Origin of the sequence: Pedobacter gandavensis, from assembly GCF_032678465.1 — a bacterium.
Lineage (GTDB): Bacteria > Bacteroidota > Bacteroidia > Sphingobacteriales > Sphingobacteriaceae > Pedobacter > Pedobacter gandavensis_B.
This window is the reverse complement of record NZ_JAVTSK010000016.1, coordinates 16,677-32,054: the sequence shown is the minus strand read 5'-3', so window position 1 is coordinate 32,054 and position 15,378 is coordinate 16,677. Positions and strand designations below refer to the sequence as shown.

12 protein-coding genes are annotated in these 15,378 nt (G+C 39.5%); 8 read left to right on the top strand and 4 right to left on the bottom strand.

The window, feature by feature from the left end; translation table 11 throughout:
• Positions 1–248 precede the first annotated feature (248 nt).
• The 3 genes from R2Q94_RS21360 (at position 249) to R2Q94_RS21350 (ending at position 2,373) form a co-directional block, all read left to right on the top strand.
• Positions 249–869, top strand: coding sequence for a hypothetical protein (locus R2Q94_RS21360; RefSeq protein WP_316823511.1), 621 nt, complete (start codon positions 249–251; stop codon positions 867–869).
• Positions 870–1,307: 438 nt separating this feature from the next.
• The gene (pyrE, locus tag R2Q94_RS21355) at positions 1,308–1,967 is read left to right on the top strand and encodes an orotate phosphoribosyltransferase (protein ID WP_202986142.1); all 660 of its coding nucleotides are present in this window, start codon (positions 1,308–1,310) and stop codon (positions 1,965–1,967) included.
• Between the two features lie 7 nt (positions 1,968–1,974).
• Positions 1,975–2,373 carry an SRPBCC family protein gene (locus R2Q94_RS21350; protein ID WP_316823510.1) on the top strand — a complete coding sequence of 133 codons (399 nt, stop codon included), beginning with the start codon at positions 1,975–1,977 and terminating at the stop codon, positions 2,371–2,373.
• 69 nt (positions 2,374–2,442) lie between these two features.
• Here R2Q94_RS21350 and R2Q94_RS21345 read toward each other — a convergent pair whose 3' ends face one another.
• Both R2Q94_RS21345 and R2Q94_RS21340 read right to left on the bottom strand, forming a co-directional pair.
• Entirely contained in the window at positions 2,443–3,273 is an 831-nt protein-coding gene (locus R2Q94_RS21345) for an endonuclease/exonuclease/phosphatase family protein (protein WP_316823509.1), read from the bottom strand.
• A gap of 7 nt (positions 3,274–3,280) precedes the next feature.
• Positions 3,281–4,513, bottom strand: a complete 1,233-nt coding sequence (locus tag R2Q94_RS21340; protein WP_316823508.1) for an MFS transporter — start codon at positions 4,511–4,513, stop codon at positions 3,281–3,283.
• Between the two features lie 289 nt (positions 4,514–4,802).
• Between R2Q94_RS21340 and clpB the strand changes: the two genes are divergently transcribed.
• The 3 genes from clpB to R2Q94_RS21325 all read left to right on the top strand — a co-directional run bounded on the left by clpB (position 4,803) and on the right by R2Q94_RS21325 (position 8,860).
• Positions 4,803–7,397 (top strand): ATP-dependent chaperone ClpB, encoded by a 2,595-nt coding sequence (gene clpB, locus R2Q94_RS21335; RefSeq protein WP_316823507.1) that lies wholly within the window; start codon positions 4,803–4,805, stop codon positions 7,395–7,397.
• Between the two features lie 155 nt (positions 7,398–7,552).
• Positions 7,553–8,179, top strand: a complete 627-nt coding sequence (locus R2Q94_RS21330; RefSeq protein WP_316823506.1) for an outer membrane beta-barrel protein — start codon at positions 7,553–7,555, stop codon at positions 8,177–8,179.
• A gap of 36 nt (positions 8,180–8,215) precedes the next feature.
• Positions 8,216–8,860 (top strand): hypothetical protein, encoded by a 645-nt coding sequence (locus R2Q94_RS21325; RefSeq protein WP_316823505.1) that lies wholly within the window; start codon positions 8,216–8,218, stop codon positions 8,858–8,860.
• Between the two features lie 50 nt (positions 8,861–8,910).
• Here the strand turns inward: R2Q94_RS21325 and R2Q94_RS21320 are convergent, their stop codons facing one another.
• Complete coding sequence (locus tag R2Q94_RS21320) at positions 8,911–10,122, bottom strand: MFS transporter (RefSeq protein ID WP_316823504.1); 1,212 nt, start codon at positions 10,120–10,122, stop codon at positions 8,911–8,913.
• Positions 10,123–10,246: 124 nt separating this feature from the next.
• On the opposite strand from R2Q94_RS21320, the gene R2Q94_RS21315 reads away from it, so the two are divergent.
• Positions 10,247–12,541 (top strand): glycosyltransferase family 4 protein, encoded by a 2,295-nt coding sequence (locus tag R2Q94_RS21315; protein ID WP_316823503.1) that lies wholly within the window; start codon positions 10,247–10,249, stop codon positions 12,539–12,541.
• A gap of 2 nt (positions 12,542–12,543) precedes the next feature.
• The gene (locus tag R2Q94_RS21310) at positions 12,544–13,551 is read left to right on the top strand and encodes a glycosyltransferase family 4 protein (protein WP_316823502.1); all 1,008 of its coding nucleotides are present in this window, start codon (positions 12,544–12,546) and stop codon (positions 13,549–13,551) included.
• Here the strand turns inward: R2Q94_RS21310 and R2Q94_RS21305 are convergent.
• The gene (locus R2Q94_RS21305) at positions 13,548–15,155 is read right to left on the bottom strand and encodes a glycoside hydrolase family 130 protein (protein ID WP_316823501.1); all 1,608 of its coding nucleotides are present in this window, start codon (positions 15,153–15,155) and stop codon (positions 13,548–13,550) included. The genes R2Q94_RS21310 and R2Q94_RS21305 overlap by 4 nt on opposite strands.
• Positions 15,156–15,378 lie beyond the last annotated feature (223 nt).

The following is a 15,378-nucleotide window of genomic DNA, read 5'->3' as shown; positions in this document are numbered from 1 at the left end:
AAATTTCCTTAGAAAAAGCAGACCCCTCTGAATGGTATTCTAAAGGGGTTTCAATCAAATTTCTTAAAAATCACCTGGACATTTGAGTTTTCAAAATTATAAATATTTATCTAATAATTCCCATCAAAAAAAGGGGCTAACATTGATCGAATCCTGAGCAGATGACTTTTTAAATAAATTTCTTATAAATAATGTAGCATTATTGAAAACGCTTACGTTTAGATTGCAACAACCTAAGCACCAACATCATGAAGCAACTCTATTTACTATTCTTAGTCATTTTCTGCTCTGCCTGTTCCAAAGAAGAAACCTATGGCCCTACAAAATTAAAAAATGGACAGGAGGTCGAGCTATTGGTAGATCACCGCTTTCAGTCCGTCGATGAGACTTTAATCGAACTGCCGAAAAATACTCCAGCAGAATTCTCTCTATATGGCTTCCTACAAAGAAAGCCGGGTTATACCTACCTGGTCAAAGCCCGTTTTCACTTCGAGAAGAATCCTCCTCAAGATGGACCGGACAGATGGTTTGATTTCATAAGGGTGGTCAATGAGCAGAGATATTCTGGAAACGAATCTTTTAAGATTAATCTGATTCAATCGTTCATCCCTGGTGGTCCAACCATTTACCTTGGAAAATCAGCTGAGCAATTTCAGTATTTAGGTGGTATTCAGCTGACTTATGCCAACGAGAACCTGAAAGCTCAGCTGGAGGAAATCTGGAAGCATGCGCTGGAAATTACTGAAAGCCGGAAGACCAACCAACAAGCAATCAATCCAAAGTGGAGCGCTATTCTGGCCACTGTGAGGCATGACCCCAGTAACTTTGGAAATGCCTATCTGGTACAGGAAATCAAGTTTACACCGTAAAATCTATTCGCTTAATTTCATCAAAAGGCAATGAAGTGATTTGAAGGAAAGTCAAGGGTGATTTTAACGAAGAAACAATAAGTACATCATAAGGGTATAGTAAGGGCTTGGTATGTTGTTGCCATGTTGTTGAGATGTTATTGGGATGTAGTTGGTATATTCCTGAATATACCAACTACATCCCAACTATATAGCAACAACATACCAACCCCTTACTATACCCTTAGTATGCCATTGGTTTGCCCCTCGTTCTTTTCCTTCAAATTCCTATTTATTCCCCTGATGTTCAGCGACTGAGAAAAAACTACTTTTCTCGCTAACAATAATTACCGACCTTTGTAGAACACAAATAATAAGTTAAACCAGGATTTATCAATTTTGCACCTACATTAAGAATTAATGCTAGGACAAACGTATGAAAATCTGTAATTTTGGAGCATGTATAATAAAAGTGATATTGAATTAAAGGTAGCTGAATTTTTATTACAAATAAAAGCAATAAAGTTACAACCAAATAACCCCTTTACATGGGCATCAGGTTGGAAATCTCCAATTTATTGCGATAATAGAGTTACACTTTCCCATCCCTCGGTAAGAACATACATCAGACAAAAACTGACGCAATTGATCCAGGAAGAATTTGGTTCTGTAGATCTGATCGCAGGAGTTGCAACAGCCGGTATTCCTCAAGGTGTATTGGTTGCTCAGGAACTGGGATTACCTTTTGCTTATGTGAGAGCTAAAGCAAAAGAACATGGCACAGGAAGTCTGATCGAAGGAGAAATCGTAGAAGGACAACGCGTAGTAGTAGTAGAAGACTTGATCTCTACTGGTAAAAGCAGCTTACAGGCAGTAGAAGCATTGAGAAATGCAGGATTATCTGTAGCAGGTTTAGTGTCTATCTTCACTTATGGTTTTGACCAGGCTGAAGAAAACTTTAAAGCGGCAAAATGTCGTTTCGCCACCCTTTCTAACTACAATACATTAATTGAATATGCTGCTGAACATAGCTTCATTGCTCAAAATGATGTAGATCTATTGACTAAATGGCGCAGAAACCCATCTGAATGGGGAAAAGAATTAGAACAACTAACCTAAAATCATAATGACAGTTATTGAGAGCACTACTGACATCAACCAGCCTGTAGCCAACGTTTATGCATTTTTAGCTGATATGAACAATCATCAGCAATTAATGCCGGAAAACATCTACAATTGGTCGTCCACAACTGATGAAGCTAGCTTTACCATCCAAAACATGGCTAAACTGGCAATAAAAATTTCTAGTCGTGTAGAAAATCAGGAATTAATCGCTATTCCGACAGAGAAACCTCCTTTTGATTTAGAGTTGAAATGGACTGTTGCAGACAATGGTAATGGTGGTACAACTGCTACATTGATCATCTCAGCTGATTTGAACATGATGATGAAAATGCTTGCTGCCGGACCCTTAAAAAAACTGGCTGATCACCAGACTCAAAAACTGACAGAAATTTTAAATTAGATTCCTTCCGATCTGTAAAAGGATCAGCATAAAAAAAACCGTTCTGTTAAAGAACGGTTTTTTTTATGCTCAATTTAAAGAGAATTCAAGATACACAGGCACATGATCTGAAATTTTCCTTGCGTCCTTCAATTCCTCAAACTGCGTGTAAAAAGGAACAATACCGGTACTGATGACCTTTAGCTGATTTTGATGATAAAAGAAGTTATCATACTCTGAAGCCAGACTTTCGCCCTTCACTACCTTTTGTTTTAGAGAAGTCTTTTGGTTTGTCATTGCCGAAGTATAACCCATATTTCTTAATGGATTAAAAACCGAATGAGATTGAGGCAAGTTAAAATCTCCACAAAAGATCAATGTTTCCTTTGGATGAAGTTCAGGCAGGAACTTCAGATACTTTATCTCCGTTTCCGGTTGTTTTGATTTAGGTTTCGCATGAAAAGAAACTAAGGTAAAGGTCTTCTTTCCCAACTGAAACTTACCAAAATAAGGCTCACGCTCTACCTCCAACTGGTATTTTTTCTCCAGCCAGGCTTCCCCAACTTTTTTCAGTTTTTTGCTTTTCCACATGAAGGCATAACGTTCTTTACTATAGCGATCACTTGAGGTGCCATGACTAAAGCTATACTCCCAACTTTCGCCGGTTTTATTTAAAGCCTCAGCAAGCCTGATCACTGCTTTCGGCCCACCATAACCAGCCACCACTTCCTGAATGGCAATGACATCAAAGCGCTTGACGACATTCGCAATAAAAAGAATATTTTCATCAGTTTTAGACTGTCCAAAATCTTTAAGGTTCCAGGAACCTACACGTACACTTTGCCCGGAGGCCTTAAAAAAACAAATCGTAAGTAACATCAGGAGCGCATTCCTGCGCATCCACAAAAGGGAATTTTTCAAAGGATATTTAGTTAATTGTATTAAATTTCATTCTTTTCATCACGAAGAAAAAGCCGAGGGAAGTCAATAATAAGACAATTGCTGTTCCCCACCATAGTACATTAAAGCCGTAAATTGCAGCTACACGCGTCCCAAGAAAAGGAGAAAACACATGTGCTGCCGAAGTACAAAGCGCATTAACACCCATATAGGCTCCCCGGGTTTGAATAGTAGATCGTTGTAAAGTGACAGTCGCCATAAAGGGCATGGCCAGAATTTCTGCCAGACAAAGTACAAACATTGCCGCATACAACACCCATGTGCCATGGGCAAGATTTAGGATCAGGAAAGAAAAGCCACAAAGTAAAGTTCCCATCACCATGATATCCCTTGGCGTAAAACGTTTCTCTGCAATATGTACCACCAACATTTCTAAAAGAAAAACGACAATCCCGCTAAAGGCAAGAATGACTCCTATATTCGCTTCTGTCATTTGATACACTTCTCTGTAGTACAAAGGCAATGTACTCAGCAACTGAAGAAAGCAAATGGTAAAAATGCTACAGAACAGACTGAACAACATAAACAATAGATCTCTATAAGGAGATTTAGCAGCAGCAACTACTGATTCCATTTTTTCATCTGCTACCGGTGTTACTTTGGTTTTCTCCGTACCTTTTCTATTTCTAAAGTAAATGAAAAACAGTATTGCCGAACAAAAAGCTGCAATGGCATTTCCATAAAACAAAAAGGTATAAGAAATAGCGGCTAAAAATCCACCCAACGCCGGTCCAATAGAAAATCCAAGGTTCATCGCCATTCGGTTCAAAGAAAAAGAACGAATCACATTGTCCGGTTTTGAATAATAGGCAATAGACACTGAGTTGGCTGGTCTGAAGGTTTCAGAAATCACACTCAATGTAAATACACCTATCGCCAGCTTCAATACGGTATTCAATTCCGGAAGCAGGAAAAACATAGGCACAGTACAAATTAAACTGAAAAGCTGCACTTTGAAATGCCCCACCTTATCGGTTAACCAACCACCGGCAAAAGAGCCTGCCACTGCCCCTACCCCAAAACAACTCAGTACTGTTCCGGTATCTTCTAAAGAAAAGCTCAAATGATTGGTCATGTAAATTCCAAGAAAAGGAATCACCATGGCCCCACTTCTGTTGATCAGCATCACCAGTGCCAGCATCCAGGCCGGCGTAGACAGTCCACGGTAAGCATCTAAATATAATCGTAAAAACTCCTTCATCTCTCTCCTTGTCTAAATTTATGAGCTGTAAGCAACAATTGCTGAAACCTTTCGATTCCAGTCCATCAAATGACTTACTGGCCTGCGAATTTAAGAAGAATAATGCCTTCTAAACCATTAAATAAGCATCCATTTTGCCCTTTGCTGTTGCAAATTCTAACCATACAGTACAAAATATGCTGCAAGCAGGCGAAACGGCCAAATTGTCATATAAACCTCAGGTAATCAGACATATTTTCCGAAATTTCCTTTAAGAACAATATGGCATTTACTTTGTTTACCAAATGATATGAACTTCAACAATTTCACAATAAAAGCACAGGAAGCGATTCAACAGGCTTCTGAAATAGCTCAAGGCAATCAGCAACAAGCTATTGAGACAGCTCATATACTTAAAGGGCTGCTCACTGTTGATGAAAATGTGGTTTCTTATGTTTTAAAGAAATTAAACGTAAATCTAAATGTCGTAAACCAACATTTAGACAGCCAGATTGCTAAGTTCCCGAAAGTTAGCGGAAGTAGTCCGTATTTAACTTCAGGAAGTAATACAGCCTTACAAAAGGCACAAAGCTATTTGAAAGAGTTTAAAGATGAATTTGTTTCAGTAGAGCACCTTTTGCTAGGATTACTTTCTGTAAATGACAATACTTCTAAGCTATTAAAAGACCAGGGGGTCACAGAACAAGATCTTAAAAAAGCAATTATAGCTTTAAGAGGAGATAACCATGTGACCGATCAAAATGCGGAGGCAACTTTTAATGCTTTAAATAAATATGCAAGAAACCTGAATGAATATGCAGAATCAGGAAAGCTTGACCCTGTAATTGGTCGCGATGAAGAGATCAGAAGAGTGATTCAGATTCTTTCCAGACGTACCAAGAACAACCCGATCCTGATCGGTGAACCAGGTGTTGGTAAAACAGCCATTGCCGAAGGTATTGCCCACAGGATCATTCAGGGAGATATTCCAACCAATCTAAAGACAAAAACAGTATACTCTTTAGATATGGGAGCCCTGATTGCGGGTGCCAAGTACAAAGGAGAATTTGAGGAACGACTGAAAGCAGTGGTTAAGGAAGTGACTCAAAGCGATGGAGACATCATCTTATTTATTGATGAGATCCATACTTTGGTAGGTGCTGGTGGCGGTGAAGGCGCTATGGATGCAGCCAACATCTTAAAACCTGCATTAGCCAGAGGTGAACTTCGCGCAATCGGAGCCACTACCCTGGATGAGTATCAAAAATATCTTGAAAAAGATAAGGCATTGGAGCGCCGTTTCCAAAAGGTGATGATAGATGAGCCAGATACTCAGGATGCGATTTCCATTCTGCGTGGATTAAAAGAAAAATACGAAACTCACCATAAGGTGAGGATTTTGGATGAAGCGATCATTGCCGCTGTAGAAATGTCGCAACGCTATATTGCGGATCGTTTCTTACCGGATAAAGCCATCGACTTAATGGATGAAGCCGCTTCTAAACTGCGTTTAGAAATGGACAGCGTTCCTGAAGAGGTGGATGAACTCAACCGTAAGATCATGCAATTAGAGATTGAGCGCGAAGCCATTAAAAGAGAGAATGACGATAAAAAAGTACAATCTCTTGGAGAGGAAATCGCCAATATTTCTGCAGAACGTGATCAGCTGAAAGCCAAATGGCAGGGTGAAAAAGACCTGGTAGATGCGATTAACGCAGAAGGTGAGCAAATTGAGCATTATAAGCTGGAAGCAGATCAGGCGGAACGTGCCGGAGACTATGGTAAAGTAGCGGAAATCCGTTATGGAAAAATCAAGGAGTCCCAGGATAAAATGGAGCAGCTCAAATCGAAACTGGAAAGTCAGCAAAGCGAGAGCAGAATGCTGAAAGAAGAAGTGACTGCAGATGATATCGCAGGAGTTGTTGGCCGTTGGACAGGTATTCCTGTTACCAAACTGATTTCCAGTGAAAGGGAAAAATTACTCCATCTTGAGGATGAGCTGCACAAACGTGTGGCCGGGCAGGATGAAGCAATCGAAGCCATTTCCGATGCAATCCGTAGGTCAAGAGCCGGATTACAGGATAAACGCAAACCCATTGGTTCATTCATCTTCCTGGGTACTACCGGTGTAGGTAAAACTGAGCTGGCGAAAGCATTGGCAGAATTCTTATTTAATGATGAGAATGCCATGACCAGGATTGATATGAGTGAGTACCAGGAACGTCATGCGGTGTCCAGATTAATCGGAGCGCCTCCAGGATATGTAGGTTATGATGAAGGTGGACAGTTAACGGAAGCCGTTCGTAGAAAACCTTATTCGGTAGTGTTGCTCGATGAGATTGAGAAAGCGCATCCGGACGTGTTCAACATCTTATTGCAGGTGCTGGATGATGGTCGTCTGACAGACAATAAAGGGCGTATGGTGAATTTTAAAAACACCATTATCATCATGACCTCCAATATTGGTGCGCACATGATTCAGGAGAATTTCAAAGATCTGAACGACGAAAACCGCGAAGAGGTAGTTGCCAAGACGAAGAACGAATTGTTCGAAATTTTAAAACAAACCATCAGACCGGAATTCCTAAACAGGATTGACGAACTGATCATGTTTACCCCATTGAACCGCAGCGAAATCAGAAACATTGTTAACCTACAATTTAACCATGTGAAAGAAACGCTTGCTGAGATGGGTATAGATATCGAAGCTTCAACAGAAGCATTAGACTGGTTGGCAGAACTAGGTTACGATCCTCAGTTCGGAGCGAGACCATTGAAGCGTGTAATTCAGAAAAGAATTTTAAACGAATTGTCTAAAGAAATTCTTGCTGGAAAAATAGACAAAGACAGTAAGATAAAACTAGATACGTTCGACAATAAATTTGTGTTTTTGAATAACAAATAAGCTTTACTGTTTATTTAAATTTGCAACCATTGTTAAATAAAAGCCTTCAGAGATAATCTGAAGGCTTTTTTTATGATTTACAACATTATTATCAAGAATAATAATATTTATCAATTGATTTAATTAATATTACAACACACAAATGAAATCAATGTATGAATAAAAAAACAATCGTAATGGCTGCGCTATGCGCTGTCGTTTCTACTGCAAGTGCACAGCTTGAAAAGGGAAAACTGCTCATTGGAGGGAATATAGGGCACTCTACCATGAAGTACAACCTTGGCAACGCAAACTGGAAACTTAAAAGGCAGACCATCGCCCCAACAATCGGCTATTTTATTAATGACCATCTGGCAATAGGTACAACGCTAAGAATCAGTCATAGTAAAAATACAGAACAATATTACGTTACACAACAAACGAATTATGACCTCCTCCCCTTTGTTCGTTATTATGTTAATATCAGTACTGATTTCAAATTTTTCGGGGAATTTGGAGTGGCCGCTGGTAATGGAAAAATAAAAGGAATTAACTTTTCAGAAGGCGCGCCTTATCCTTATATTTCCAAAACTAAAAATTATGGTGCCTATCTGGCACCTGGACTTGCCTTCCTTCCGGCAAAAAGATGGTCTGTAAATCTTCAGTTCAATCTACTGAATTACCAGCGAAACCAGGTAAAAAATAGCTATAACACTGAAAACCAAACCGCTGTCTGGACCAATAGCTTCAATTTTGGATTTAGCACCATCAGCCCAAGTATTGGCGTCAACTTTCATCTTTAAAATCTCCCCTACTTCTCATTAAACTTCTAAAACAACATGAAAAATTTAGCAATCACTACAGCTTTGCTATCCATAAGCATACTTACCGCTCAGGCGCAAACAGAAAAAGGAACTTCATTCATAGGAGGCGCTTTCAAATTTAACACAGATAAAACAGAAAACAACGATCAAAGAACTTATTCCTATACCCTTTCTCCGAAGGCAGGCCATTTCATTAGCAACAATTTTGCGATTGGAACCAACCTTAGTATTGGCTATGCTAAAAACAAACATTACAATTTACCTGGCAATGACGTTATACCATATGATAATGGAAACCTTTCTTTGGGAGTGGCACCATTCGCACGTCATTACTTAATGATCACTGAACGATTTAGATTTTTCTCTGAATTCCAGCTTTCGTTTACCACCGTAAAGAACAAAGCAAATATGGTGACCACCCATAATTCCTCAGATAAACCCTATTATAGAAACAACTATTATGCTGCAGATCTAAAACCAGGACTGGCATTCTTCCCTACTAAAAAATTAGCAATTGAAATGTCATTTCCTTTATTAACTTATGCAAAGAGCTCCATGACACCTCATGGAATGCCTGGTTATGTAAAAAGCACACATGACTATTTTGCAATTGGCTTAAATACTACTAGTCCATTAATTGGCCTGAATTACCACTTTTAAACAAATGCTCCATCAATGTTCAATTGATGGAGCATTTCTTATAAGATAAGTTATACTTTCCTTTTACTACCCTCAATATTTGGCAGGAAACCTGTCAACAATCCAATTAAAGGTAAAAAGGAACAGATGTGGAATACATAAGCGATACTGGTACTATCTGCCAGATTCCCTAATAATGCGGAACCAATCCCGCCCATTCCAAACGCAAAGCCAAAAAACAGACCAGACACCAAACCTACTTTACCAGGAATTAACTCCTGTGCATATACCAGAATCGCAGAAAAGGCCGAAGCCAGAATCACTCCTATGGGTACAATTAAAACTCCTGTCCAGAACAAATTGGCATATGGAAGCATCAAAGCAAATGGAGCTGTACCTAATATAGAGAACCAGATCACGTATTTACGACCAAAACGGTCGCCAACCGGGCCACCAATCAGCGTTCCTGCAGCCACAGAAAATAAGAATACGAATAAATATAGTTGAGAAGTTTGTACAGATACATGGAATTTTTCTATCACATAAAAAGTAAAATAACTAGTCAGACTGGCCATGTAAAAGTATTTAGAGAAAATCAGGATCAGTAAAATTGAAACTGCAAATATCACTTTCTTCTTCGAAAACTTGCTGACAACCGCTTCCACTGGAACTCCCTTTTTTATTTTAGCTTGCATATGACCTCTATACCATCTTCCAACCCTGCTTAAAATCAAAATCGCTAATAATGCAATTAAGGAGAACCAGATCACACTGAATTGGCCTTGGGGAACAATAATCCAGGCCGCCAATAGCGGTCCTAATGAACTTCCGGCATTCCCTCCCAATTGAAAAATAGATTGTGCTAAACCCCTTCTGCCTCCTGAGGCAGCATGAGCCATTCTTGATGCTTCAGGATGAAAAATTGAAGAGCCGGTTCCAATCAATGCCACTGAAAGTAACATCATGTAAAAACCGTTCGAAATGGATAATATCACCAATCCAATCAAAGTAAAGCCCATTCCAACAGCTAAAGAATAAGGCTGTGGCTTTTTATCGGTATACATTCCTACAAAGGGCTGAAATATAGAAGCCGACATTTGAAACATCAGCGTAATCAAACCAATCTGCGAAAAACTAAGGTTATAATTCTCTTTTATCACAGGATAAATGGCAGGAATCAAAGATTGGATCGTATCATTCAGCAAATGCGAGAAACTGATAGCAAAAAGAATGGGAAATACGGTGTTTTCTACCATTTTCCCTGTAGAAGGAGCAGAATTCATATTAATATACAATTAAGCTCAAAGGTATAAAAAACAATCCCCCTTTCACGTATGTTGTTAACAATGACACCCCCTGGAGCTTTAATAGCCCCCTATTGTTTAAGCTAAAAAAACACCAATCATTATGAAAATCGCTTATATTTCTTCTTATCCACCACGTGAATGTGGCATCGCTACGTTTAATCATAACTTGCTCCGCGCAATTGGACATGATAAGGTGGCTATATCCGACGATAGTTTCGTAGTAGCCATGAATGATTCGGAACATTTGCATGAATATGAATATCCCAAAGAAGTAAAGTATATAATCCGACAGGAGAATCAAAAAGACTATATCCGGGCTGCAGACTACATCAACACGAGTCTGGCTGATGCTTGTATCATGCAACACGAATTCGGAATTTATGGTGGTGAAAGTGGAATTTACATCCTTCCTTTGATCGCAAGGCTGCAAAAACCCCTGATTACCATCTTTCACACCATTCTAAAAGACCCGAATTACCTGCAACTGACCATCATCAGAGAAATCGCAAAATACTCCTCCAGAGTGGTGGTGATGAGCCACCGGGCAGTAGGATTTCTGACCGGTATTTATGGCATACCTTTTTCAAAAATACAGCTGATTGAACATGGGGTTCCGGATCTGGAAGCAAAAATCGACAATCCGGTAAAGCAATCACTGGCTTTTAAGAACAAAAAAGTACTGTTTACCTTTGGACTGATCAGCAGGAATAAAGGACTGGAAACAGTAATTGAGGCTTTACCTAAAATTGTCGCACAAAATCCGGATGTCATGTATGTGATCCTGGGAACCACTCACCCTGGAGTGATTAAAAATTCAGGAGAAGAATACCGCGACAGCCTTAAAAAATTGGCGCAAAAGCTCAATGTATCCGAAAATCTAACTTTCATTAAAAAATTTGTTTCAGAGGAAGAGTTATTCGATTACCTCACTGCAGCAGACATGTACATCACCCCCTACCTAAATGAAGCACAAATCACCAGTGGCACTTTATCTTATGCCATTGGCGCTGGAGCCGCAGTAATTTCTACGCCTTACTGGCATGCACAGGAACTACTTGCAGATAACAGAGGCTGCCTGTTTGATTTCAGAGATGCCAACGGACTTGCGAATAAAGTAAATGAGTTGTTCAAGGAAAAGCATAAACTGGAAACCCTTCGTTCAAACGCCTATGAATACGGCTTGCATCTCCGATGGCCGAGCACCGGGCAGGTATTTATTGATGTGCTTGAGGAAGCAGTTTCCAAATATCTGTCTGAAAAAGAAAAAGGTGGAAAACAAATCATAGACCCTGATATGATGCCAGCATTTAGCCTGTCTCATGTCCAACGCCTGACTGACGATACGGGTATTGTGCAACATGCAAAATATGGTATTCCAAATCTTAAAGAAGGTTATTGCCTGGACGACAATTCAAGGGCATTGATTCTAGCCATTTTAGCTTACCAACAAAATAAAAGTAAGGCTGCATTAGAATTGCTCCCCATCTACCTGAGCTTTATCCAATACATGCAATGCGATGACGGAAATTTCAGAAATTTTCTGAGTTTTAAACGGGATTATTTAGATGAAGTAGGCTCAGAGGACTCTTTTGGCCGAACGGTATGGGCATTAGGTTACCTGATCAGCAATGCACCAAACAATTCGTATCGGGAATTTGCAAAAGATCTTTTTCTAAAATCAGCCCCTCATTTTACTAAACTTACTCATTTGAGAGGAATCGCCAATACCATTGTGGGATTGGGGAAATACATGGATGCCCAACCTTATGATGGTCACATTAAAGAGCAAATGAACCTATTGATTGTACCTTTAAAAGCCGCTTATCAGACCCATCGTAGCAAAACCTGGCATTGGTTCGAGGACAAAATGACCTACGACAATGGCATTCTTCCATTGGCATTACTTTGCCATTATGAGGTGAGCAAGGATGAGGAATCTCTAAGTATCGCCCTGGAAAGCATGCAGTTTCTATCCAAACACACCATTACTGAGGGTTACCTTAACCCCGTGGGTAATGATGGCTGGCTATTTAAAGATAGCGGACAAATGGCACTTTACGATCAACAGGCAATCGAAACCATGGCCATGGTGCTCATGTATTTCAAAGCTTATGAAATTACACTTGATTTAAGTTACATTAAACAAATGTACTTGTGTTACCAGTGGTTCCTTGGTGAAAACAGCCTGCACCTGCCTTTGTATGACCATGAAACCAAGGGTTGTGGCGATGGACTTCAGCCCCATGGCGTGAACCGAAATCAGGGAGCAGAAAGCACACTGGCCTATTGGATCTCACATTTAATTGTATTACGCGCTTTAGAATCTGAATATGAATACATCCATAGCGCTGAATTGTTTAGCATCTCCAATGAAGAGAACAAGCCCTTAATTTAAATATGAGAATCGCAGTATTGTCGCCCGTAGCCTGGAGAACTCCTCCAAGGCATTATGGGCCCTGGGAGCAGATGGCTTCAAATTTAACAGAGGGTCTGGTTAATGCTGGTTTGGAAGTCAGCCTTTTTGCCACAGCTGATTCCTTAACTTCCGCAAAACTAGATGCGGTGATCGCAGAAGGTTATGAAGAAAACAGAGAGCTTGACGCAAAAGTTGTAGAATGTCTTCACATTAGCAACCTGATGGAAAAGGCAAAAAATTTTGACCTGATCCACAACCATTATGACTTTCTTCCACTGAGCTACAGCAGATTGATTCAGACACCAATGCTAACCACCATACATGGGTTTTCCTCAAAAAAGATCATTCCTGTGTTTCAAAAATATAATTCCAGTAGTCATTATGTTTCTATTAGTCATGCCGATCGCGATAAGAACCTTAACTACCTCAAAACAGTTTATAATGGCATAGATACCTCCCATTTTGAGTTTAATAATCGTCCTGATGATTATCTTTTGTTTTTTGGAAGGATTCACCCCGATAAAGGAACTGCTGAAGCCATTCAAATTGCCATCGCAAGTAACAAATGTCTGGTGATTGCCGGCATTATTCAGGATCAACATTATTTCAATTCCAAAATTGCTCCCTTTCTAAATTCAAATATTCAATATGTTGGCCCGGCAGGTCCAGAACAACGGAACCTATTGTTAAAACAGGCTGCAGCTTTATTACATCCTATAAACTTTGAGGAACCTTTTGGCTTAAGTGTAGCTGAAGCCATGATTTGTGGAACGCCAGTCATTGCCTTCAACAGAGGTTCTATGCCTGAGTTAATCAAAGATCAGGAAACCGGATTTTTAGTCCACAATGTAGAAGATGCGGTAGCGGCAGTAAAAAACCTCGGACTAATTAACAGGCAAGCCTGTAGAACATGGGCAATAAGCAACTTCTCAAAAGAAACAATGGTAAAAGAATATATCAGACTTTATGAGCAAATTCTGTCAACTTAATGTTTCTTTTGATTCATTGGCTGTTCTTTACCTTGCGCTATAGCTGCCGGCGCAGCTGTTTTTTCTACAGTTATTGCTGAAGTCAAATGATTTACCTTATCATCTCCATGACTTTCGGCCTTTTCTACTTTCTTAAACGAACATTCAGAGCTTTTCAATCGATCCAACACCAGGTCTATTTTCACCGTTGCGAAAGAAGAACAGTAATCCGATAGGCCATAAGGAATGATCAGTTCTCCATTATGAATAATAGAACCACAGGAATAAAGCACATTCGGAACATAACCTTCACGTTCGTCCGTATTTGGGACTACCAATGGCTCATCTAACCTGCCAATCTCTATAGAAGGATCTTCCAGATCAAATAAACTCGCACCCAACACATATCTCCGCATTGGTCCTACTCCATGGGTAATCACGAGCCAGCCATCCTTCGTCTCGATAGGTGAACCACAATTTCCAATTTGTATGAACTCCCAGGGATATTTTGGCGATTGTAACTTCACCGGATTATCCCAAACCGTTAATTTATCAGAATACATCAGGTAATTGTTCCAGCCATCAATTCTTGACATCATTACATACTTCCCATTGATCTTTCTTGGAAATAATGCTAGATTTTTGTTCTGTGCACCAATTCCATGCAAAGGACTTACTTTAAAATCATAAAAATCTGTTGTTTGAAGTAATTTAGGCATAATCATCGCCCCATCAAATGCCGTATAGGTGGCGTAATAAATGACGGAACCATCGGATTTTACAAAACGTACAAATCTGGCATCTTCAATGCCTTTTCTTTCAAATTCAGAAATAGGGAAAATGACACGATCAGAAATATCCGTATCCCTTGAAAAACTAATTTCATGATAGGTATCAGAAAGCCATAGAATTTTATCGTATTCCAGTTTTTTCAGGTCGTTTTCCTGCAGACTCTTCGTATCTAAAATAATCCTTCTCAGAGTAGCATAATCGAATTTCTCTTCCAGCTTATGTCCTAATTCGTCGAGAATCTCAATATTAATCTTAGAATCAGCGGCTTTCTTAAGAAACAATTTCTTATTGTACACCGCGTTTTTAACCACTTCTGCCTCGTCGATATAGTTTCCGGCAGGGATAACTGTAATGTTGTTGTCTTTATCAATCAGCGCCCTTCTAAAGACAACTGAAGAAATATGACCTTCGCCCACCGCTCTAAAACTAATGATCACTCTTTTTTCTCCTTCTACCAGCTCAGACTGATCAGGATCCTCTACAATAGAAGGATTGAAAAATGCAGCAGATTCTATAGAATATTCGTGCGTAAAATAAGAACCGATTAATAAACGCTGGTATTTATCCAAAGACTCCGGGTCATGACCAGATTCCTTTATGGCAGTTTGCACCTTTTTACAATGTCTGGTCAGGATTTTTGTAATGTTCCTATGCCTTTTTGAATATTCCTGCAGCAATGGAGAAATTATGCCAAAAACTTCCTTATCAGAAAGTGCCAACACATGTTTAATTACCTCCACTGCCCGCTCTTCACCATTGAAGAAAAAACGTGCAATCACACGTTTTGGGTCAGGATATACTTTAACCGGTTTTCGTTCTACAGATAATCTCATGTGTTATTAACGTTTTATATGGGCAAAAAGGTTTATAAAATGATAGATTTTTTAAAATAAATCGCATTTCCCCAGGAATCATAGCGACCTACTCAGGAAGATGGGAGCAATCGGCAAGAATACCAAACCGACGATTTGTCAGCACTTGTACAAAAAAACATACATTTTATCCTGACAATCATACAAAAATAGTCAGGATGACAACTAAAATTCCAGACCGTAA

Bases quoted from the DNA above. Each gene is read 5' to 3' on its own strand.
- R2Q94_RS21330 (WP_316823506.1), top strand. From the start codon at position 7,553: ATGAATAAAAAAACAATCGTAATGGCTGCGCTATGCGCTGTCGTTTCT.
- pyrE (WP_202986142.1), top strand. From the start codon at position 1,308: ATGTATAATAAAAGTGATATTGAATTAAAGGTAGCTGAATTTTTATTA.
- R2Q94_RS21360 (WP_316823511.1), top strand. From the start codon at position 249: ATGAAGCAACTCTATTTACTATTCTTAGTCATTTTCTGCTCTGCCTGT.
- R2Q94_RS21340 (WP_316823508.1), bottom strand. From the start codon at position 4,513: ATGAAGGAGTTTTTACGATTATATTTAGATGCTTACCGTGGACTGTCT.
- R2Q94_RS21310 (WP_316823502.1), top strand. From the start codon at position 12,544: ATGAGAATCGCAGTATTGTCGCCCGTAGCCTGGAGAACTCCTCCAAGG.
- clpB (WP_316823507.1), top strand. From the start codon at position 4,803: ATGAACTTCAACAATTTCACAATAAAAGCACAGGAAGCGATTCAACAG.
- R2Q94_RS21315 (WP_316823503.1), top strand. From the start codon at position 10,247: ATGAAAATCGCTTATATTTCTTCTTATCCACCACGTGAATGTGGCATC.
- R2Q94_RS21325 (WP_316823505.1), top strand. From the start codon at position 8,216: ATGAAAAATTTAGCAATCACTACAGCTTTGCTATCCATAAGCATACTT.
- R2Q94_RS21350 (WP_316823510.1), top strand. From the start codon at position 1,975: ATGACAGTTATTGAGAGCACTACTGACATCAACCAGCCTGTAGCCAAC.
- R2Q94_RS21320 (WP_316823504.1), bottom strand. From the start codon at position 10,122: ATGAATTCTGCTCCTTCTACAGGGAAAATGGTAGAAAACACCGTATTT.
- R2Q94_RS21305 (WP_316823501.1), bottom strand. From the start codon at position 15,155: ATGAGATTATCTGTAGAACGAAAACCGGTTAAAGTATATCCTGACCCA.